Raw genomic sequence first — 19608 nt, 5'->3', positions numbered from 1 at the left:
TGGTTCTATCTGCTGGTTTGTGGAGGTGCCCCGTGCTGGGTCCCGTGATTCTCGCCGCGTCGCGCAGCGACCGGATGCGACGCCTGATCTCGGCGGCCCCGGTGACGAAGCAGGTCGTCGACCGCTTCATCCCCGGCGAGACGGTCGACGACGTCGTCCCGATCATCGAAGAGCTCACCGGCCGGGGTCTGGAGCTGACGATGGACGTCGTCGGCGAGGACATCACCACCCCCGAGCAGGCCTTCGCCGCACGGGACGCCTACCTGGCGCTGGTCGACCGGCTGGGGGACCTCGAGCTCGGCGAGCGGGTCGAGATGTCGGTGAAGCTGTCGATGTTCGGCCAGGCACTGGACGGGGGCCACGAGCTGGCGCTGGCCAATGTGCGCCCGGTCGTCGAGGCCGCCGCCGCCATCGGCACCACCGTCACCCTCGATGCCGAGGACCACACCACCCTCGACTCGATGTTCGCCGTCCACCAGGAACTGCGGAAGGACTTCCCGCAGACCGGGTGCGTCATCCAGGCCTACCTCTTCCGCACCGAGGCCGACGCCCGCGGGCTCAGCGCGAGCGGCAGCCGGGTGCGGCTCGTGAAGGGCGCCTACAAGGAGCCCGCCGAGGTCGCCCACCAGCACAAGCACGAGATCGACAGGGCGTACGTGCGGATCCTGCGGACCCTGATGGAGGGCGAGGGGTACCCGATGATCGGCTCCCACGACCCGCGCCTCATCTCCATCGGGCAGGAGCTCGCGCGCAAGGCCGGCCGCAAACCCGACGAGTACGAGTTCCAGATGCTGTACGGGATCAGGAGCGACGAGCACCTGCGGCTCGCCGCCGAGGGACACCGCATGCGCGTCTACACCGCCTACGGCACCGACTGGTACGGCTACTTCATGCGCCGCCTCGCGGAGAAGCCGGCGAACCTGCGCTTCTTCGCGCGCTCGATGGTCAGCAAGGGCTGAGCCCACCCCCGCTCGCAACACGCTCAGTAAAGGAGTTACCGACCTCATGGACGCTGTGACCCAGGTCCCCACCCCCGTCAACGAGCCGGTGCACGGCTACGCCCCCGGCTCGCCCGAGCGGGCCCGGCTGGAGGCCAGGCTCAAGGAACTGGCCGACAACCCGATCGACCTGCCCTGCACCATCGGCGGCGAGCGCCGGATGGGTGGCGGCGAGCGTTTCGACGTCGTCCAGCCGCACAACCACAAGGCCCGCCTCGGCACGTACGCCAACGCCACCCGGCAGGACGCCCAGGACGCCGTCGACGCGGCCCTCGCCGCCGCGCCGGCCTGGCGCGCGATGTCCTTCGACGACCGTGCCGCGATCATCCTGCGCGCCGCCGAACTGCTGGCCGGCCCCTGGCGGGAGACGCTGGCCGCCTCCACCATGCTCGGCCAGTCGAAGACCGCCCAGCAGGCGGAGATCGACTGCCCCTGCGAGCTCGTCGACTTCTGGCGCTTCAACGTGGCCTATGCCCGCCAGATCCTGGCCGAGCAGCCCCCGGCCAACTCCCCGGGCGTCTGGAACCGGCTCGACCACCGCCCGCTCGAGGGCTTCGTCTACGCGATCACGCCGTTCAACTTCACGGCGATCGCGGGCAATCTGCCGACCGCGCCCGCGCTGATGGGCAACGTGGTCGTCTGGAAGCCGTCGCCGACGCAGACGCACGCCGCCGTACTGCTGATGCGGCTGCTCGAGGAGGCCGGGCTGCCCAAGGGCGTCATCAACCTGGTCACCGGCGACGGCCTGGAGGTCTCCGAGGTCGCCCTGAACCACCGCGACCTCGCCGGCATCCACTTCACCGGCTCCACCAGGACCTTCCAGCACCTGTGGAAGACGGTCGGCGCCAACATCGAGAAGTACCGCACCTACCCGCGTCTGGTCGGCGAGACCGGCGGCAAGGACTTCGTCGTCGCCCACCCGAGCGCCGACCGCGCCGTGCTGAAGACGGCCCTCACCCGGGGCGCCTTCGAGTACCAGGGCCAGAAGTGCAGCGCGACCTCCCGGGCCTACATCCCGGCGTCGATCTGGAACTCCGGCTTCAAGGAGGAGTTCACGGCCGAGGTCGACAACCTGACCATGGGCGACGTCACCGACCTGTCCCACTTCGTCGGCGCGGTCATCGACGAGCGTTCCTTCGCCAAGAACAAGGCGGCCATCGACCGTGCCGAGGCGGACCCGGCCTGCACGATCGTCGCGGGCGGCTCCTACGACGACTCGGTGGGCTGGTTCGTGCGCCCGACCGTCGTCGAGTGCACCGACCCGGAGAACGAGGTCTTCACGACCGAGTACTTCGGCCCGTTCCTCGCCGTGCACGTCTACGACGACAGCTCGGCCGAGGCGTACGACGCCATGCTGACCCAGATGGAGTCGGTCTCGGACTACGCGCTCACCGGCTCGGTCATCGCGAGCGACCGCGCCGCCGCCGCGTACACGATGGAGAAGCTGCGCTACGCGGCCGGCAACTTCTACATCAACGACAAGTCGACCGGCGCCGTCGTCGGCCAGCAGCCCTTCGGCGGCGGCCGGGCCTCCGGCACCGACGACAAGGCCGGCGCCCCGCAGAACCTGATGCGCTGGACGCTCACCCGCGCCATCAAGGAGACGCTGGTCCCGCCGACCGACTACACCTACCCGCACATGGGCTGAACCGAGCTCCACACCCCCGCGTACCCGAACGGGCCGGTCTTCCCCGAGACCGGCCCGTTCGGCACACTGCCCGCATGGAGAGCGTGATCACGGACGACGGGGTGCGCCTGTGGGCGTCCCGCAGCGGCACGGCCGACCCGCTGGTCCTGTGCCACGGCGGACCCGGTCTGTGGGACATGTTCGACGACGTGACGGCCCTGCCCGCCCCGCTGTCCGACGCGGTCCGCTGGGACCAGCGCGGCTGCGGGCGCTCCCAGCGATGCGACGGGCCGTGGACCACCGAGCGGTTCGTCGCCGACCTGGAGGCCGTACGGCGGCACTTCGGCCTCGGGAGGATGACCCTGCTCGGGCATTCCTGGGGCGCGCAGCTGGCGTTGAGCTACGCCCTGGCCCACCCCGGGCGGGTGCGCGCGCTGATCTACGTGAGCGGTACGGGCATCGGTCCGGACGCCGACTGGCACGCCGCCTACAAGGCGAACTTCCTCGCCCGGCTCGGCGAGGACCCCGAGCGGCTCGCCCGTTGGCGGGAGGCGCCGGAGGGCAGCCGTGAGCGGGCGCTGATCCAGTGGTCCGTGGAGTTCGAGGACCGGCGGCGGGCTCCGGAGCACGCCGCGCGTATGGCCGACCCCTGGTTCGGCGTCAACACCGCGTGCAACGCGGCGCTCAACGCGGAGCGCGGACGGGACTGGGGCACCCCCGGGCTCCAGGCGGCCTGCCGGCGGCTGGAGACGCCGGTGCTGATCGTCGACGGCGCCCGGGACATCCGGCCCCGTTCGGCGGTGGACTCGCTGGAGCGCGCCCTGCCCCACGTGCGCAGGGTGACCCTGGAGGGAGCCGGCCATCTGCCGTGGACGGAGGACCCCGAGGGCTTCCGGAAGGCGGTGGCCGCGACCGTCCGATCGGTCGCCGTCTCAGATAGTAGGAAGTCCGAGTAATTGTAGAGACAGGCGCGCGCTCCTCGCTTAGCTTTGTAGGAGCCGAACGTCTCGCTCGATCAAGCGAATGGCGGTCGTGAGCCGGGCCCTTTGCAGGCAACCCCTGCGGTCCGCTCCCCGCCCCTTCCGGCGTCTCGCACCCCCTTTGGCACTCCCTGGATTTCGAAGGAGTCGATTTCCCATGGCCGAGACGACCGTCCGCCGCCGAGTCCGTCACGTCTCCCGTACGAGCGAGTCCGACCGCAAGAACGCCGCCGCCGCTCTGCAGCGCGCCCTCGACCGCCGCGACAACGGAGGCGAGACCGGCCACTGAGCCGGCTCGCCCCCGCAGTCCGGGAGCCGCTCCCGAACGGGGCGCGGCGCGGGCGTCCGAACGGGACTTCGGACCCCGCACCGCGCCCCGCCTCCCGCCCGTCACCGCCTCGCCCCCACCGGGTGTGCCGCCACGCCGCTGTCCGGATGACGGACGGTCCGTGTCATCACCTGGGACGAGGAGTAGGGTTCCCGCATGTCTCGCAGCCTCAATCTCGCAGTGATCCCCGGTGACGGCATCGGCCAGGAGGTCGTGGCCGAAGGTCTCAAGGTCCTCTCCGCCGTCCTCCCGCAGGATGTGAAGCTGGAGACCAAGGAGTACGACTTCGGCGCCCGGCGCTACCACGCGACCGGTGAGACCCTCACCGACGCGGACGTCGACGCGCTCAAGCAGCACGACGCGATCCTGCTCGGCGCGATCGGCGACCCGAGCGTCCCCTCCGGTGTCCTGGAGCGGGGCTTCCTGCTCAAGCTGCGCTTCGCCTTCGACCACCACGTGAACCTGCGCCCGTCGAAGCTCCTGCCCGGCGTGACCACCCCGCTGGCCGGTCAGCCCGAGATCGACTTCGTCGTGGTCCGCGAGGGAACCGAGGGCCCGTACACCGGCAACGGCGGCACGATCCGCAAGGGCACCCCGCACGAGGTCGCCACCGAGGTCTCCGTGAACACGGCGTTCGGCGTCGAGCGCGTGGTCCGCGACGCCTTCGCCCGCGCACAGGCCCGGCCCCGCAAGAAGCTCACGCTGGTCCACAAGAACAACGTGCTGGCCTTCGCCGGTCACCTCTGGACGAACGTCTTCAACCAGGTGGCCGAGGAGTTCCCCGACGTCGCCACCGACTACATCCATGTCGACGCGGCCACCATCTACCTGGTCACCGACCCGGCGCGGTTCGACGTCATCGTCACCGACAACCTCTTCGGCGACATCATCACCGACCTCGCCGCGGCCGTCTCCGGCGGCATCGGCGTCGCCGCCAGCGGGAACATCAACCCGTCCGGCGAGTTCCCGTCCATGTTCGAGCCGGTGCACGGCTCGGCCCCGGACATCGCGGGCCAGGGCAAGGCTGACCCCACCGCCACGGTCCTGTCCGTCGCCCTGCTCCTGCGCCACCTCGGCTACGAGGCGGAGGCCGTCCGCATCGAGGACGCCGTCTCCGCGGACCTCGGTGAGCGCGGCTCCCTGCCCGCGCGCAGCACCTCCGAGATCGGTGACGCCCTCTCCGTACGAGTAGCCGGCTGACCCGCGCCGCTCGAGAACCTCGAAGCCGCCGGGTCGCAAGCGCGCCCGGCGGCTTCCGCATGCCCCCCGCCGGGTGTCACCATCAACCCTGGGTCGCATTCACGCCGTTTTCCGTCCGTCGCCCGCCTCTTGCGATAATCGAACGCGGAGCCGCGGTATGAGGGAATGCTCGGACGTCCTACCACCGGCCACCGGCCGTACGGACGTGAGCGCGGCCCGTCACTACACAACCGGTGAAGGACAACCACTCATGACGACGCCCACGATCGAGCTCAAGCCCTCCGCCAGCCCCACCTCCGCCGCCGAGCGGCAGGCGATCCTGGCGAACCCCGGCTTCGGCCGCCACTTCACCGACCACATGGTGACGATCAAGTGGACCGAGGGCCGCGGCTGGCACGACGGCCAGCTCGTTCCGTACGCGCCGATCCCCCTCGACCCGGCCACCAACGTCCTGCACTACGCGCAGGAGATCTTCGAGGGCCTGAAGGCGTACCGCCGCCCCGACGGCTCCGTCGCCACCTTCCGGCCGGACCAGAACGCCAAGCGCTTCCAGCGCTCCGCCCGCCGGCTCGCCATGCCCGAGCTGCCGGTCGAGACGTTCATCGCGGCCTGTGACGCGCTCGTCGCCCAGGACCGGGACTGGGTGCCCGCGCACGGCGGCGAGGAGTCCCTCTACCTGCGGCCGTTCATGATCGCGACCGAGGTCGGCCTGGGCGTCAAGCCGGCCAACGAGTACCTCTTCCTCGTCATCGCCTCTCCGGCCGGCGCCTACTTCCCCGGCGGCGTCAAGCCGGTCTCCATCTGGGTCTCCGAGGACCATGTCCGCGCCGTCCCCGGCGGCATGGGCGACGCCAAGACGGGCGGCAACTACGCCGCCTCGCTGCTCGCCCAGGCCGAGGCCGCCGCGCAGGGCTGCGCCCAGGTCTGCTACCTCGACGCGGTCGAGCGCAAGTGGGTCGAGGAGCTCGGCGGCATGAACCTGTACTTCGTGTACGGCGACAAGATCGTCACGCCGTCCCTCACCGGCTCCATCCTGGAGGGCGTCACCCGCGACAGCCTCCTCGCCGTCGCCCGCGACCTCGGCTACGAGGCCGCGGAGGGCCGCATCTCCGTCGACCAGTGGCAGCAGGACTCCGCCGACGGCACCCTGACGGAGGTCTTCGCCTGCGGCACCGCCGCCGTGATCACCCCGGTCGGCACGGTCAAGCGCACCGGCGGCGAGTGGCAGCAGTCGGGCGGCGAGCCCGGCGAGGTCACCCTCAGGCTGCGGCAGGCCCTGCTGGACATCCAGCGCGGCACGGCCGAGGACAAGCACGGCTGGATGCACCGCCTGGGCTGACCCGCCCGCACGCTCCACCAGGCCCGAAAGGGGCCGCGCCGGACGTCACGTCCGGCGCGGCCCCTTCGCCTTCCGGGGGCCGGCGGGCGTTTTCCGGCCGACGTCCGAACACACGCCGCTCGCATCCTGAGACACCGGGTGAGCACGCGGACGGACTGTGCCAGACTTCCCCCGTGCTCTCGTTCGCCACGATTATTGGCAGCAGGCGCGCCGGTCCGCAGTGACCGCCACGTACGACCAGGTACGGGCGGCCCTCGTCGTCCTCGACCCGCGCGCAGACCTCTCGCACCCGCGAGGGGTTTTTCGCTTTTCTGGCACCACCCACAGCCGGGAGCGAGAGCGCGAGGGAGCATGGGGGGATGGTGGAGCCGGTCATTCCGGTAACGACCGAGGTCCAACACAGGAGTCTTCAGACCATGACCGAAACCAGCGAACTCGACGATTCGTTCCACGTCTTCGACACCACCCTGCGGGACGGCGCCCAGCGTGAGGGCATCAACCTCACCGTCGCCGACAAGCTGGCCATCGCCCGTCACCTGGACGACTTCGGAGTGGGCTTCATCGAGGGCGGCTGGCCCGGCGCCAACCCGCGCGACACCGAGTTCTTCGCCCGCGCGCAGGAGGAGATCGACTTCAGGCACGCCCAGCTGGTCGCCTTCGGCGCGACCCGCCGGGCCGGCGCCAAGGCCGCGGAGGACCCGCAGGTCAGGGCGCTGCTGGAGTCGGGCGCCGAAGTGATCACCCTGGTCGCGAAGTCCCACGACCGACACGTCGAGCTGGCCCTGCGCACCACGCTGGACGAGAACCTGGCCATGGTGAGCGACACCGTGTCCTTCCTGAAGGGCGAGGGCCGCCGGGTCTTCGTCGACTGCGAGCACTTCTTCGACGGCTACCGCGCGAATCCCGAGTACGCCAAGGCGGTCGTGCGGGCCGCCGCCGAGGCCGGTGCCGACGTGGTCGTCCTGTGCGACACCAACGGCGGCATGCTCCCGGGACAGGTGCAGGCGGTCGTCTCCACCGTCCTCGCCGACACCGGCGCCCGGCTCGGCATCCACGCCCAGGACGACACCGGCTGCGCGGTCGCGAACACCCTGGCCGCGGTGGACGCGGGCGCGACGCACGTGCAGTGCACGGCGAACGGCTACGGCGAGCGGGTCGGCAACGCCAACCTCTTCCCGGTGGTCGCGGCCCTGGAGCTGAAGTACGGCAAGAAGGTGCTGCCCGAGGGCCGGTTGCGCGAGATGACCCGTATCTCGCACGCGATCGCCGAGGTCGTCAACCTCACCCCGTCCACGCACCAGCCGTACGTCGGCGTCTCGGCCTTCGCCCACAAGGCCGGCCTGCACGCCTCGGCCATCAAGGTCGACCCCGACCTGTACCAGCACATCGACCCCGAGCAGGTCGGCAACACCATGCGGATGCTGGTCTCCGACATGGCCGGCCGCGCCTCGATCGAGCTCAAGGGCAAGGAGCTCGGCGTCGACCTGGGCGGCGACCGCGAACTGGTCGGCCGGGTCGTCGAGCGGGTCAAGGAGCGCGAACTCCGGGGCTACACCTACGAGGCGGCGGACGCGTCCTTCGAGCTGCTGCTGCGCGCGGAGGTCGAGGGCAGCCCGCTCAAGTACTTCGAGGTGGAGTCCTGGCGGGCGATCGTCGAGGACCGCCCCGACGGCAGCCACGCCAACGAGGCCACGGTCAAGCTCTACGCCAAGGGTGAGCGGATCGTCGCCACGGCGGAGGGCAACGGCCCGGTCAACGCCCTCGACCGCGCACTGCGGGTGGCGCTCGAGAAGATCTACCCGCAGCTGGCCAAGCTCGAGCTGGTCGACTACAAGGTCCGCATCCTCGAGGGCGTCCACGGCACCCAGTCCACCACCCGCGTGCTGATCTCCACGACGGACGGGGCGGGGGAGTGGTCCACGGTCGGCGTCGCGGAGAACGTGATCGCCGCGTCCTGGCAGGCCCTGGAGGACGCCTACACGTACGGACTGCTCAGGGCGAGCGTGACGCCGGCGGAGTGACCGGGACCGGCAGCGGGGCCCCGGCAGAGCGGGAGGCCGGGGCGATCCGCCGCCCGGTCGGACGGTCCGGGGCGGCCCGGTGGCCTGGCCGGACGTCTTGACGGCGGTGTGCGGTCCGGTTGGCTCACGGTGTGACCTTGAGCCATGAGTGAAGGGCATCGCGGGCGACGCCGGGGGCCGGTGAAGACGCGCGCCCGCACCGACCTGCCGACGGGCACGGCGTGCTCTACGGCCTGCGCGCCTTCACCGGGCGGCTCCCGGCCACCTGGCCGCGCTCCGAGGCCCAGCTGCCGATCAACGTCGGCGACCGGGCCTACGACCCGCAGTATCCGTACGGCTGGGGTCTGACGACCCCGACCAAGGTCCCGGAGAGCGGTACGGCCACCCGGAAGGCGCTCCGCCTCGCGGACGCCGCCGGGCGCGCGGGCTCCGACGCGGCCGGCCGGGCCCTGGTGACCCGGGCCCGGCCCACGGTCCGGCAGAAGGCCGGAGGCAGCCTCACGGCACGGGTCGCGAAGCCCTTCGCCGAGGCGGACCGCCTGCTGCTGACCGGCCGGTACGCGGCGGCGTCGGAGAAGCCGGCGGAGGCGTACCGGGCGGCCTGAGCCCGCTCGCCGGCGCACACAGCCGACCGGTTTTGGTGGGCTTCGGGTAGTTTCGACATATGAAGGTCGTGTCATCGGCCCGGAGCCCCCTGCTGTGGGTGGCCGCGCTCGTGCTCGCCGTCCTGACCCTGCCGGCGGCGGGCGCCCCGCGCGCCGCCGCGGACACCAGCCTGTCGGCCGTCGCCGAAGCCCTCCGCGAAAGCCCGGTCTACGTCGACCCGGAGGCGAGCGGCCAACTGTCCCAGGCGGACGCGCGCGCCCTCCAGCAGCGGATCGAGCGCGCCGGCAAGCCGCTGTTCATCGCCGTCCTGCCGGCCGGCTACCCCACGGCGGACCTCTTCACGGACCTGCGCACCGCCACCGGTGTCACCGGCGCGTACGCGATCCGCCTCGGCGACCGCTTCGACGCCCGGGCCGACTCCTCGGTGCTCTCCCGCACGGCCGTCCGGAACCTGGTCACCAGCGTCCGCGCCGAGAGCGACGCCCGGACCCAACTGACCGATTTCACCGACCGCGCCCTGGTGGACATGGGTGGTTCGGCCCCCGAGAGCTGGGGCTCCTCGGACGGCGGCGGGGTCTCGCAGACCGCGCTGATCACGGCGGGCGTGGTGCTGGCGGCGGGCGGGGCCGGCGTGTACACGCTGGTGCGCCGCAACCGCCGGCGGCGGGCGGACGAACAGCGGGCCGCCCTCGAGCGGCTGCGGGTCGTCGTGGACGAGGACATCACGGCGTTCGGCGAGGAACTCGACCGGCTGGACTTCCACCCGGCCGAGCAGGGCGCCGACGACGCCATGCGTGCCGACTACGAACGCGGCCTGGACGCCTACGAACAGGCGAAGTCGGCCATGGCGGCGGCCGCGCGACCGGAGGACGTCCGCGGTGTCACCGAGGCCCTGGAGGACGGCCGCTTCTCCCTCGCCCTGCTCGCCGCCCGCCGCGAGGGACGGCCGCTGCCCGAACGCCGTCCGCCCTGCTTCTTCGACCCCCGCCACGGTCCCTCGGTCGGCGACGCCACATGGACCCCGCCCGGCGGGACCACGCGCGAGGTCCCGGTCTGCGCGGCGGACGCGACCCGGCTGGCCGCCGGACGCGACCCGGTGATCCGCGAGGTCGACAGCGACCACGGCCGCCGCCCCTACTGGGAGGCGGGCCCGGCCTACGGCCCCTGGGCCGGCGGCTACTTCGGCGGCGGCATCCTGCCCGGCCTCCTCGTCGGCACGATGCTCGGCTCGATGATGGCCACCCCGTCCTACGCCCACGACTACGGCGCGGGATACGGCGACTTCGGCGGCGGACACGACGGCGGCGACGTCTCGGGAGCCGACTTCGACCCCGGCGACTTCGGCGGCTTCGGCGACGGCGGAGGAGGGGACTTCGGCGGGGGCGGCGGGGGCGACTTCGGCGGCGGATTCTGACTCGCCCGACGCCCGACACCCGACGTACGCTGCTTCGCCGCCTGCCGCCTGCCGCCTGCCGCCTGCCGCCTGAGGCCTCGACGCCTGGGCCCGCACCCCGCGGAAGCCGGCAGGCACAGGCCCCTGCCGCCGTCGCGCAGTTCGAGGCGCCCGCCGGGAGGCCGTAAGCCGTTCTCCGTCCCGCAGTCGTTCCCCGTCCCGCGCCGCCCCTGTCAGTCCTGCACCGCCGCCTTCGCGAAGTCCAGCAGGCCGTCGAAGTCGATCGCGCCGGGATCGCCGTGCGTGTTCTCGGGCACGTGCATGTGTCCGCACACTCCCTTGAACGCGTTCCACCGCTCCCCGCTCATCCGCTGGCCGCCGTCGTTGCCCGCCGACTTCGGGTAGGCGGGCCACAGCGCAGGGCCGCGCAGCGGCACACGGTGGTGAATGTTCATCCACGCCAGGTACTGGGCGACGGCGCGCAGCGCCCACTCCGGGGCCTTCGGCCAGTAGACGTGTCCCTGGCCGCGGGCGGTCCACTTGGTGTGCAGGCTCGGATCGCAGGTGCCGACGAGCTCCACCTGGCAGACGTTCAGGGTGTTCGTCTCGACACCGCCGCGCCGGTTGACCAGGGCGCGCGAGGAGATGTCGATCTCGAAGTGCTGGTACCACTTCAGCTTCCTGGCGGCGAGGTCCGGCACCGCCGTCAGGTTGGGCGCGACGGAGCCGCCCTGGTAGTCGGGCAACGAGCGGCCCTCGGTGGTGTGCAGGACGACGACGTTGACCTCCATGCGGTTGCCGCCGAAGTCGTCCTGGTACCAGTGGTCGCGGTTCGCGCCGGGATAGTGCTGGGGTCCGGTCCTGGTGCTCATACCTCGTGACTGTGACACAAGGCACAAATCGGGGCCGGGAGCTCTTCGCTTCCGACCCCTTTCTGACGTTTTCCTCCGATTAGGGTCAAGCGCTTACGCGTTCTTGATCGCCGAGATGTCGAAGTTCAGCTTGATCTTGTCCGAGACCAGGACGCCACCCGTCTCCAGTGCCGCGTTCCAGGTCAGACCCCACTCCGAGCGCAGGATCTCCGCCTTGCCCTCGAAGCCGACTCGCTCGTTGCCGAACGGGTCCTTCGCGGCGCCGTTGAACTCCAGGTCGATGGTGAGCGGCCTGGTGACGCCGAGGATGCTCAGGTCGCCGGTGACGCGGTAGTCGTCGCCGCCGGCGGACTCGACGGACGTGGAGCGGAAGGTCATCGCCGGGAACTCGTCGGTCTTGAAGAAGTCGGCGCTCTTGAGGTGGCCGTCGCGGTCGGCGGACCCGGTGTCGATGCTGTCCATGCTGACGTCGATGGAGGCGGTGGAACGGGACGGGTCGGCGCCGTCCAGCTGCAGCGAGCCGGTGAAGTCGTTGAACTTGCCCTTGACGTTCGTGACCATCGCGTGCCGGGCCACGAAGCCGATCGTCGAGTGCGTCGGGTCGATCGCGTAGGCGCCGGTGAGCGCGGCGAGCTCCGGGCTCACGGGGGCAGTGGCGGTGGCGGCGGAGTCGTCGGTGTTCTTGCGGCCGAAGATGCTCATGGGATGCTCCTTGGGGACGGGGAAGACCCAGTTTGTTTAACCTTCAACGACTTTCAACGTGGGCGGTCGCGAACCTATTCCGCAGGGGCGGCAGGACTCGCAGCATCACTCGACCGGCCGAAGCCGAAGCGCGTCGCGGACCCCTGATGTGAGGCGGATCGCACTCGCGGTCTTTGTCCGACCCCTACAAGCGCCAGGCCCTCTGAGCAGTCGGAACGGCTGCACACCCGCCGGGTTCTGTCCGGTGGTACCAGGAAAACGCTCCGGAGACTGTACGGAGTCGACGTCTCCCTTTCCTTGGCGGGCTTCGTAAGGTCACTACATGACCGTTTTGGAAGAGACGACGGGCGAGCAGACCGTAGAGCCTTCGGAGCCCACGGACGCGCGCGGCCGGGTGGCCGAGCTGCACGAGATCCGTGCCCAGGCCCTGGCCGGTCCGAGCGAGAAGGCGACCCAGGCGCAGCACGCCAAGGGCAAGCTGACCGCCCGGGAGCGGATCGAGCTGCTCCTGGACCCGGGGTCCTTCCAGGAGGTCGAGCAGCTGCGCCGGCACCGGGCGGTGGGATTCGGCCTCGAGGCGAAGAAGCCGTTCACCGACGGTGTGATCACCGGCTGGGGCACGGTGGAGGGCCGCACGGTCTTCGTCTACGCCCACGACTTCCGCATCTTCGGCGGCGCGCTGGGCGAGGCCCACGCCACGAAGATCCACAAGATCATGGACATGGCCATCGCGGCCGGGGCTCCGCTGGTCTCGCTCAACGACGGCGCCGGCGCCCGTATCCAGGAGGGCGTCTCCGCGCTCGCCGGCTACGGCGGCATCTTCCAGCGCAACACCAAGGCCTCCGGCGTCATCCCGCAGATCTCCGTGATGCTCGGCCCGTGCGCGGGCGGCGCGGCCTACAGCCCCGCGCTGACCGACTTCGTGTTCATGGTCCGCGAGACCTCGCAGATGTTCATCACCGGCCCGGACGTCGTCAAGGCGGTCACCGGCGAGGAGATCACGCAGAACGGCCTCGGCGGCGCCGACGTGCACGCCGAGACCTCGGGCGTCTGCCACTTCGCGTACGACGACGAGGAGACGTGCATCGCGGAGGTGCGCTACCTCCTGTCGATGCTGCCGCAGAACAACCGCGAGAACCCCCCGCGCTCCGAGGCCGGCGACCCCGCCGACCGCCGCGGCGACGTCCTGCTCGACCTGGTCCCGGCCGACGGCAACCGCCCGTACGACATGACCAAGGTCATCGAGGAGATCGTCGACGACGGCGACTACCTCGAGGTCCACGAGCGGTGGGCGCGCAACATCATCTGCGCGCTGGCCCGTCTGGACGGCCAGGTCGTCGGCATCGTCGCCAACCAGCCCCAGTCCCTGGCCGGCGTGCTGGACATCGAGGCCTCCGAGAAGGCCGCGCGGTTCGTGCAGATGTGCGACGCCTTCAACATCCCGATCGTCACCCTGCTGGACGTCCCCGGCTTCCTGCCCGGCGTCGACCAGGAGCACGGCGGCATCATCCGCCACGGCGCGAAGCTGCTGTACGCCTACTGCAACGCGACCGTCCCGCGTATCTCGCTCATCCTGCGCAAGGCCTACGGCGGCGCCTACATCGTCATGGACAGCCAGTCCATCGGCGCGGACCTCACCTACGCGTGGCCGACCAACGAGATCGCCGTCATGGGCGCCGAGGGCGCGGCCAACGTCATCTTCCGGCGGCAGATCGCCGGCGCGGAGGACCCCGACGCCATGCGGGCCCGCATGGTCAAGGAGTACAAGTCCGAGCTGATGCACCCGTACTACGCGGCCGAGCGCGGCCTCGTCGACGACGTGATCGACCCGGCCGAGACCCGCGAAATCCTGATCCGCTCGCTGACGATGCTCCAGTCGAAGCACGCCGACCTGCCCTCCCGCAAGCACGGCAACCCTCCGCAGTAATCCGCCCGACCCCTCGCGGTACCCCTGCGGAAACCTCATCCACGGAGACTGAGACCCATGAACACTCCCGACATCCGCGTCGAGAAGGGCCACGCCGAGCCCGAGGAAGTCGCCGCCATCACGGCGATCCTCCTGGCCCGCGCCGCCGCCCGCACCTCCGAGCCCGCTCCGGACCGCCGTGGCCGCCACAAGGCGGGCTGGCGCCGCCTGGAGCGCGAGGGCGGTTTCCGCGCCCCGCACAGCTGGCACTGACCTCCTGGCACGAAGAAGGGCCCCTCTCCACGAGAGGGGCCCTTCCGCATACCCGGGGGCGCGGGGACTGCGCGACCGACGGGCCACCGACTGCCCGGCAGACGGCTCACCACCGTCCGGGGCAGCCCGGTGGCCGCACGAGCGCCTACCGCAACCGCGCCATCAAGGCGTGCTCGACGAGCGTGATGAGCGCGGACTTCGCGTCCGCGCGATGGCGGGCGTCCGTCGTGATGATGGGGGTGTCGGGGCCGATCTGCAGCGCCTCACGCACCTCGTCCGGGTTGTACGGCTGGTTGCCGTCGAAGCCGTTGAGGGCGATCACGAAGGGGAGACCCGAGTTCTCGAAGTAGTCGACCGCGGGGAAGCAGTCGGCGAGACGGCGGGTGTCGACCAGGACGATCGCGCCGATGGCGCCGCGCACCAGGTCGTCCCACATGAACCAGAAGCGGTCCTGGCCGGGGGTGCCGAACAGGTAGAGGATCAGGTCCTGGTCCAGGGTGATGCGGCCGAAGTCCATGGCGACCGTGGTGGTCGTCTTGTCCCCGGTGTGGGTGAGGTCGTCGATGCCCGCCGACGCGGACGTCATGACGGCCTCGGTGCGCAGCGGATTGATCTCCGAAACAGCCCCGACGAACGTGGTCTTGCCCACGCCGAAGCCGCCCGCCACCACGATCTTCGCGGAAGTGGTGGAGCGGGAGGGACCCCCGCTAGAGCTTGCGAAGTCCACTGAGCACCCTTTCGAGCAGTGTCACGTCTGGCTGGCCGCCGGCGCTCTCGTCGCCGCCGGGCTGATGGATGGCGACCAGTCCCGCTTCCGCCAAGTCGGCGACGAGGATCCTGGCCACACCGAGGGGGATGGTCAGCAGCGCCGAGATCTCGGCGACCGACTTGATCTCTCGGCAGAGGTTGCAGATCCGCTGATGCTCGGGCAGCTGGCCCTGCATCTGATGCGGCTGCGCGGTGGTGTGCACCAGCGCCTCGATGGCGAGCTGGTACCGCGGGCGGGTCCGGCCACCGGTCATGGCGTACGGACGCACCAGCGGGTTGTTCGACGAGCCGGCGGGCGCCGGCTCCGGGGAGCGGCGATGCGGCTGCACCGGCTGGATGCGCGGGGCGTGCGGCTGGTCGTACGGGGACGGCCCCGGGCCCTGCGGCCCCTGCGGCGTGTACGGCCGCTGCTGGCTGGGCGCGGAGGGGAAGTTGTAACGGTTCGGGTTCTGGGTACCGTCGTTCTGGCCCTGGGCAGGACCGTACGACCAGTTGCCCGCATGCGAACCGCCTGGGGGTGTTGCCACTCTCTCTCCTCCTCCGACTGTGCCCTGGCACCCATCACGTGGAGCCGCGTCCCGAAACACTACGGCCTCGGGACGCCAAAACGCACCGTCCGTTTGTTAGTTGAGAAGGCTCCCTTGGAGCTCCGCTCGAAGGTCGGGCGTCAGGACCGACCCGGCTCGGTCCACCAGGAGTGCCATCTCGTACCCAATGAGACCGATGTCCGCCTCGGGGTGTGCGAGCACTGCGAGCGAGGAACCGTCGGACACGGACATGATGAACAGGAATCCCCGCTCCATCTCCACAACCGTCTGGTTCACGCTGCCTCCCTCGAAGATCCGGGAAGCGCCTGCCGTCAGGGACGTCAGACCTGAGGCGACGGCCGCGAGCTGGTCGGCACGGTCGCGGGGGAAGCCTTCGGACATCGCCAGAAGGAGTCCGTCGGCGGAGACCACCACCGTGTGGGACACCCCCGGGGTGTTGTCCACGAAGTTGGTGATCAACCAGTTCAGGTTCTGTGCCGCCTGGCTCATCGGGCTCACACTAACGCTCCTGGTTGTAGGTGCTGTCAGGCCCACTGTGATGATTCCCAGTGGCCTGGCCGTTCGTTTCACTGCTTCCTGCGTTGCGTCCGCGCTGGACGCCGCGACGCAGGTTGCTCAACCTGCCTCGGACGTCCTCCGGGGCGCGGGAGACCTGTGGGCCCCCCTGGGGGGTGCTCTCGGCGGCGCCTTCGATGAGGTTGGCCTTGGGCACCCGTCGCGGCAGACCGGAGGAGGTGACCCCGCCCGCCTTGGGCTTCTTCAGAGCGGAGGCCTGATGCCAGCGCTCGTCGTTCGCCGACCGCCAGATGTCGCCGCCGCCGTTGCTCTCCGAAGAGGAGGCCGGCGCTTCCTGCTTCGTGGCGGGCCGTGCGCCGTTCGCGCCGCTTGCGGTGGATCCGCGGCGGGGCAGACCGGCTTCGGTCAGCGCGTGGGAGGCGGCGGGGCCGGATCCCGGACGATCGAAGCCTACGCGGTTCTGCTCATCCGCGTCAGCGGCCTGCGTGGATTCCGCTTCCGGAGCGTACTGGTCCGGGTAGCCGTTCTGGTAACCGTTGCCCTGACCGTTCTGCTGGGGCCAGTCGTCCTGGTAGGGCTGCTGCTCCTCGTACGGCTGGAAGCCCTCGGACGCGGCCGGTCCGGCCTCCGTCCGCTCCTCCTGGACGGGCTCCGCATACGCGGGGTCCGGGTAACCGCCGTTCGACGAGAAGCCGTCGCCCTGCGGCAGGCCGTTCCGCGGGGAGAAGGACTCGCCCTGCGGCACACCGCCGTTCGGGGGGAAGTACTGCTCGTCGTACGCCGGGCGCTGCGGCTCCTGGTACGCCGTCTGGTCGAACGAGGCGGGCTGCCCGGCGTAGCCGGTCGCGCCGTTGTCGTAGTGACCCTGGGCGCCGCCGCGCGCGGGGTCGTAGCCGTTCTGTCCGGCTTCGTAACCCTGCTGCTGGGTGCCGGCCTCGTAGTTCTCGCCGAAGGCGGCCACCTCGGCGGAGGGGTGCGGCTGCCCGGACTGCTGCTCCGGCTGGCCCGTCTGGGACTCCAGGGCCGCGCGGCGCTCCTCGCGCATCAGGGACCGGCCCACCGGGTCCAGGTCACGGATGTCGTCGGGGACCTCGTAGCGGCTGTCGTCGAAGCCGAGTTCGGCGGCGGTGCGCATCGGCAGACCGTTGTTGAAGTCCTCGCCGGCGCCGTAGTTCTGCTCCGGGATGATCTGCGAGACCGTGAACTCGTCGCGGTCCGGCTGGTGCTGCTGCTGTTCGCCGCCGCCGCCGTGGGTGATCGCGTCGGGCAGCATGACCAGCGAGGTGGTGCCGGCCTGCTCGCCCGAGGGCCGCAGCTGGACGCGGATGCCGTGCCGGTCGGACAGCCGGCCGACCACGAACAGACCCATGCGCTGCGAGATCGCGGCGTCCACGGTCGGCGGGTTGGCCAGCTTGTGGTTGATGTCCGCGAAGTCCTCGGCGGTCAGGCCGATGCCCTTGTCGTGGATCTCGATCATCACGCGGCCGTCGGGAAGACGGGTCGCCGTGACGCGGACCTTGGTCTGCGGGGAGGAGAACGTGGTGGCGTTCTCCAGCAGCTCGGCGAGCAGGTGCACGAGGTCGGTCACGGCACGGCCGTGGATCTCGGCCTCCGGGACGCCCGACAGCTCGATGCGCTCGTACTGCTCCACCTCGGAGGAGGCGGCACGCAGCACGTCGACCAGCGGGACCGGCTGGTCCCAGCGACGGCCGGGCTCCTCGCCCGCGAGGACCAGGAGGTTCTCGCCGTTGCGGCGCATACGGGTCGCGAGGTGGTCCAGACGGAAGAGGTTCTCCAGCTGGTCCGGGTCGGCCTCGTTGTTCTCCAGGTCGGTGATCAGGGTCAGCTGGCCCTCGATCAGGGACTGGTTGCGGCGCGACAGGTTGGTGAAGATCGCGTTGATGTTGCCCCGCAGCAGGGCCTGCTCGGCGGCGAGCCGGACGGCCTCGCGGTGGACCTGGTCGAAGGCGCGCGCGACCTCGCCGATCTCGTCCGTGGTGGTGATCGGGATGGGAGCGACCCGGGTGTCGACCCGGCCGGGGTCGGTGCGGGAGAGCTGGTCGACCAGCATCGGCAGCCGCTGCTCGGCGATGCCGAAGGCGGCGTTGCGCAGCTGGCGCATCGAGCGGCTCATCTGGCGGGCCACCGCACCGGCGAGGATGAACGCCAGGAGCAGGGCGACGACCACGGCCGCGCCGGTGATGATCGCGGAGGTCTTGGCGTCGGCCGCGATGTCCGAGGCCTCGGACACGGCCTTGTCGGTCAGGTCCGACTCGATCTGCCGGTAGGCGTCGTACTTCAGCGTGGTGACCGCCCACCAGTTCTCCATGCTGATGCCCTTGGCGGCGAGGGCGGCGCGCTCGGTGCCGTCCCTGCTCTGCATCGTGGAGATGGCGACGACCATCGTCGTCGGGTTGGCGGGCGGCGGAACGTAGTCCGGGTTCTTCTGCTTCGCCTCGGCGGCCTGCGCGGCGCCGTCGCTCTTGATCTTCGCCTCGGCGTCCTGCAGCTTCCGCGCGTCGGCCTCGGTGCCGCCGCCCACGTACTCCTCGATGGCGATGCCCTCGAGGTAGGCGTAGGAGGACAGGGAGACCTTCTGCTTGGCGAAGTCGTCCGCCCGCGGGCCCGGCTTGATCAGCAGATGCATGCCGATCGAGCGTTCCAGGGACATCGCGGCCTTGGTCAGCGAGATCGCGTAGACGGTGCGGCCGTAGGAGGTGATGTTTCCGGTGCCCAGGCCGAGCTCGTTGGAGAACTCCATCAGAGGGTGCGCGATCGCGGTGTAGCCCTCTTCGGTCTGCACGCCGGACAGCTTGGAGGTGTAGGCGGCCGCACGCAGCGGGGCCAGCTTGGTCTCCGCGTCGCGGAACAGCTTCAGCCGGCGCTCCAGACCGGCCTTCGCCGGCATGTCCTTCGCGGCGGCGTCGAAGGCAGTGGCGGCGTCGTCGGTGGCCTTGCGGGCCGCCGTGACCGTCGCGTCGTCCCGCTTGCCGGCGAGCAGGGGCGCGGCCGAGATGTCGCGCTCCTTGTAGATGGCGTCGCCGTAGCTCAGCGAGGCCCGCACCAGACGCGCGGTGTTCTCCGCGTCCTCGGCCTCCTGCCAGGTGTCGATCGAGCTCTTCACCTGGAAGCCGCCCATGACCAGGCCGACCACCACGGGTATGAGCAGAATCGCGTTCAGCCGGGTCGGCACCCGCCAGTTGCGCGGGGAGAGACGGCTGCCGCTCTTGGCGGGCGCTGCCGTCGGCTCCGAGCCGGGCACATGGGCGGGCGCCGCTCCGCGCGGCGGCGGCGTGAAGTTGCCCCGGGCCGCAGGCTCGGGACTTTTCTTGCTTCGCCTCACTCGACCAACAACCTCTCGGCGGTCGGCACCTTCGTCGTGCCGCTGTGTCTCAGAGCCCGGTCAGCCATCGACCATGATTACGTCATTGACTATTGGGCAGTTCAGGCATTCCAGCATGACGACCAGCCCTCTTCCAAACATGGGAAAGAGTTGGTTCGACGTGATGTAAACCCCAGATAAAACGGTCA

Annotated in this window: 16 protein-coding genes and 1 pseudogene; 11 read left to right on the top strand and 6 right to left on the bottom strand. The window is 70.7% G+C overall.

Translation table 11 applies throughout. The features are described from left to right. The first annotated feature begins 32 nt into the window (after positions 1–32). The 9 genes and pseudogenes from C6376_RS01730 to C6376_RS01690 all read left to right on the top strand — a co-directional run bounded on the left by C6376_RS01730 (position 33) and on the right by C6376_RS01690 (position 10513). Positions 33–959, top strand: a complete 927-nt coding sequence (locus C6376_RS01730; RefSeq protein WP_107441770.1) for a proline dehydrogenase family protein — start codon at positions 33–35, stop codon at positions 957–959. Between the two features lie 46 nt (positions 960–1005). Further along, positions 1006–2646, top strand: a complete 1641-nt coding sequence (gene pruA, locus C6376_RS01725; protein ID WP_107441769.1) for an L-glutamate gamma-semialdehyde dehydrogenase — start codon at positions 1006–1008, stop codon at positions 2644–2646. A 74-nt stretch (positions 2647–2720) separates the two neighbouring features. Next, positions 2721–3581, top strand: coding sequence for an alpha/beta fold hydrolase (locus tag C6376_RS01720; RefSeq protein WP_107441768.1), 861 nt, complete (start codon positions 2721–2723; stop codon positions 3579–3581). A gap of 181 nt (positions 3582–3762) precedes the next feature. Then, on the top strand, positions 3763–3894 hold the full coding sequence (locus C6376_RS46090; protein WP_015493350.1) for a hypothetical protein: 132 nt from the start codon (positions 3763–3765) through the stop codon (positions 3892–3894). Between the two features lie 195 nt (positions 3895–4089). Next, on the top strand, positions 4090–5133 hold the full coding sequence (locus C6376_RS01710) for a 3-isopropylmalate dehydrogenase (protein WP_107441767.1): 1044 nt from the start codon (positions 4090–4092) through the stop codon (positions 5131–5133). Between the two features lie 250 nt (positions 5134–5383). Continuing rightward, positions 5384–6472, top strand: coding sequence for a branched-chain amino acid aminotransferase (locus C6376_RS01705; protein ID WP_107441766.1), 1089 nt, complete (start codon positions 5384–5386; stop codon positions 6470–6472). Between the two features lie 416 nt (positions 6473–6888). After that, complete coding sequence (cimA, locus tag C6376_RS01700) at positions 6889–8493, top strand: citramalate synthase (RefSeq protein WP_107441765.1); 1605 nt, start codon at positions 6889–6891, stop codon at positions 8491–8493. A 221-nt stretch (positions 8494–8714) separates the two neighbouring features. Next, a pseudogene (locus C6376_RS01695) lies at positions 8715–9098 on the top strand (glycosyl hydrolase); the annotation flags it as partial. Between the two features lie 59 nt (positions 9099–9157). Further along, positions 9158–10513 (top strand): hypothetical protein, encoded by a 1356-nt coding sequence (locus C6376_RS01690; protein WP_107441764.1) that lies wholly within the window; start codon positions 9158–9160, stop codon positions 10511–10513. A gap of 212 nt (positions 10514–10725) precedes the next feature. Here C6376_RS01690 and C6376_RS01685 read toward each other — a convergent pair whose 3' ends face one another. Both C6376_RS01685 and C6376_RS01680 read right to left on the bottom strand, forming a co-directional pair. Then, positions 10726–11364 carry a hypothetical protein gene (locus tag C6376_RS01685; RefSeq protein ID WP_107441763.1) on the bottom strand — a complete coding sequence of 213 codons (639 nt, stop codon included), beginning with the start codon at positions 11362–11364 and terminating at the stop codon, positions 10726–10728. A gap of 93 nt (positions 11365–11457) precedes the next feature. Continuing rightward, entirely contained in the window at positions 11458–12066 is a 609-nt protein-coding gene (locus C6376_RS01680; protein ID WP_107441762.1) for a YceI family protein, read from the bottom strand. A gap of 322 nt (positions 12067–12388) precedes the next feature. On the opposite strand from C6376_RS01680, the gene C6376_RS01675 reads away from it, so the two are divergent. Together C6376_RS01675 and C6376_RS01670 are read left to right on the top strand one after the other, a co-directional pair. Further along, on the top strand, positions 12389–13993 hold the full coding sequence (locus tag C6376_RS01675; RefSeq protein ID WP_107441761.1) for an acyl-CoA carboxylase subunit beta: 1605 nt from the start codon (positions 12389–12391) through the stop codon (positions 13991–13993). Between the two features lie 57 nt (positions 13994–14050). Then, positions 14051–14245: an acyl-CoA carboxylase subunit epsilon gene (locus tag C6376_RS01670; protein WP_057580470.1), complete on the top strand. Its 195-nt coding sequence runs from the start codon at positions 14051–14053 to the stop codon at positions 14243–14245. Between the two features lie 145 nt (positions 14246–14390). Here the strand turns inward: C6376_RS01670 and C6376_RS01665 are convergent, their stop codons facing one another. The 4 genes from C6376_RS01665 to C6376_RS01650 form a co-directional block, all read right to left on the bottom strand. Beyond that, a complete protein-coding gene (locus tag C6376_RS01665; RefSeq protein ID WP_026248371.1) occupies positions 14391–14972 on the bottom strand; it encodes an ATP/GTP-binding protein in 582 nt (193 codons plus the stop codon). Then, positions 14953–15540 (bottom strand): DUF742 domain-containing protein, encoded by a 588-nt coding sequence (locus C6376_RS01660; protein ID WP_107441760.1) that lies wholly within the window; start codon positions 15538–15540, stop codon positions 14953–14955. The genes C6376_RS01665 and C6376_RS01660 overlap by 20 nt, the downstream gene beginning before the upstream one ends. 96 nt (positions 15541–15636) lie before the next feature. After that, positions 15637–16050 (bottom strand): roadblock/LC7 domain-containing protein, encoded by a 414-nt coding sequence (locus C6376_RS01655; protein WP_037781109.1) that lies wholly within the window; start codon positions 16048–16050, stop codon positions 15637–15639. A gap of 10 nt (positions 16051–16060) precedes the next feature. Beyond that, positions 16061–19420 (bottom strand): nitrate- and nitrite sensing domain-containing protein, encoded by a 3360-nt coding sequence (locus tag C6376_RS01650; protein ID WP_107441759.1) that lies wholly within the window; start codon positions 19418–19420, stop codon positions 16061–16063. Positions 19421–19608 lie beyond the last annotated feature (188 nt).

It is taken from the genome of Streptomyces sp. P3 (assembly GCF_003032475.1).
Lineage (GTDB): Bacteria > Actinomycetota > Actinomycetes > Streptomycetales > Streptomycetaceae > Streptomyces.
Note: the sequence above shows the minus strand (reverse complement) of the source record. Positions and strands in the feature narration are given on the sequence as shown.

Bases quoted from the DNA above. Each gene is read 5' to 3' on its own strand.
- pruA (WP_107441769.1), top strand. From the start codon at position 1,006: ATGGACGCTGTGACCCAGGTCCCCACCCCCGTCAACGAGCCGGTGCAC.
- C6376_RS01720 (WP_107441768.1), top strand. From the start codon at position 2,721: ATGGAGAGCGTGATCACGGACGACGGGGTGCGCCTGTGGGCGTCCCGC.
- C6376_RS46090 (WP_015493350.1), top strand. From the start codon at position 3,763: ATGGCCGAGACGACCGTCCGCCGCCGAGTCCGTCACGTCTCCCGTACG.
- C6376_RS01710 (WP_107441767.1), top strand. From the start codon at position 4,090: ATGTCTCGCAGCCTCAATCTCGCAGTGATCCCCGGTGACGGCATCGGC.
- C6376_RS01705 (WP_107441766.1), top strand. From the start codon at position 5,384: ATGACGACGCCCACGATCGAGCTCAAGCCCTCCGCCAGCCCCACCTCC.
- cimA (WP_107441765.1), top strand. From the start codon at position 6,889: ATGACCGAAACCAGCGAACTCGACGATTCGTTCCACGTCTTCGACACC.
- C6376_RS01690 (WP_107441764.1), top strand. From the start codon at position 9,158: ATGAAGGTCGTGTCATCGGCCCGGAGCCCCCTGCTGTGGGTGGCCGCG.
- C6376_RS01685 (WP_107441763.1), bottom strand. From the start codon at position 11,364: ATGAGCACCAGGACCGGACCCCAGCACTATCCCGGCGCGAACCGCGAC.
- C6376_RS01680 (WP_107441762.1), bottom strand. From the start codon at position 12,066: ATGAGCATCTTCGGCCGCAAGAACACCGACGACTCCGCCGCCACCGCC.
- C6376_RS01675 (WP_107441761.1), top strand. From the start codon at position 12,389: ATGACCGTTTTGGAAGAGACGACGGGCGAGCAGACCGTAGAGCCTTCG.
- C6376_RS01670 (WP_057580470.1), top strand. From the start codon at position 14,051: ATGAACACTCCCGACATCCGCGTCGAGAAGGGCCACGCCGAGCCCGAG.
- C6376_RS01655 (WP_037781109.1), bottom strand. From the start codon at position 16,050: ATGAGCCAGGCGGCACAGAACCTGAACTGGTTGATCACCAACTTCGTG.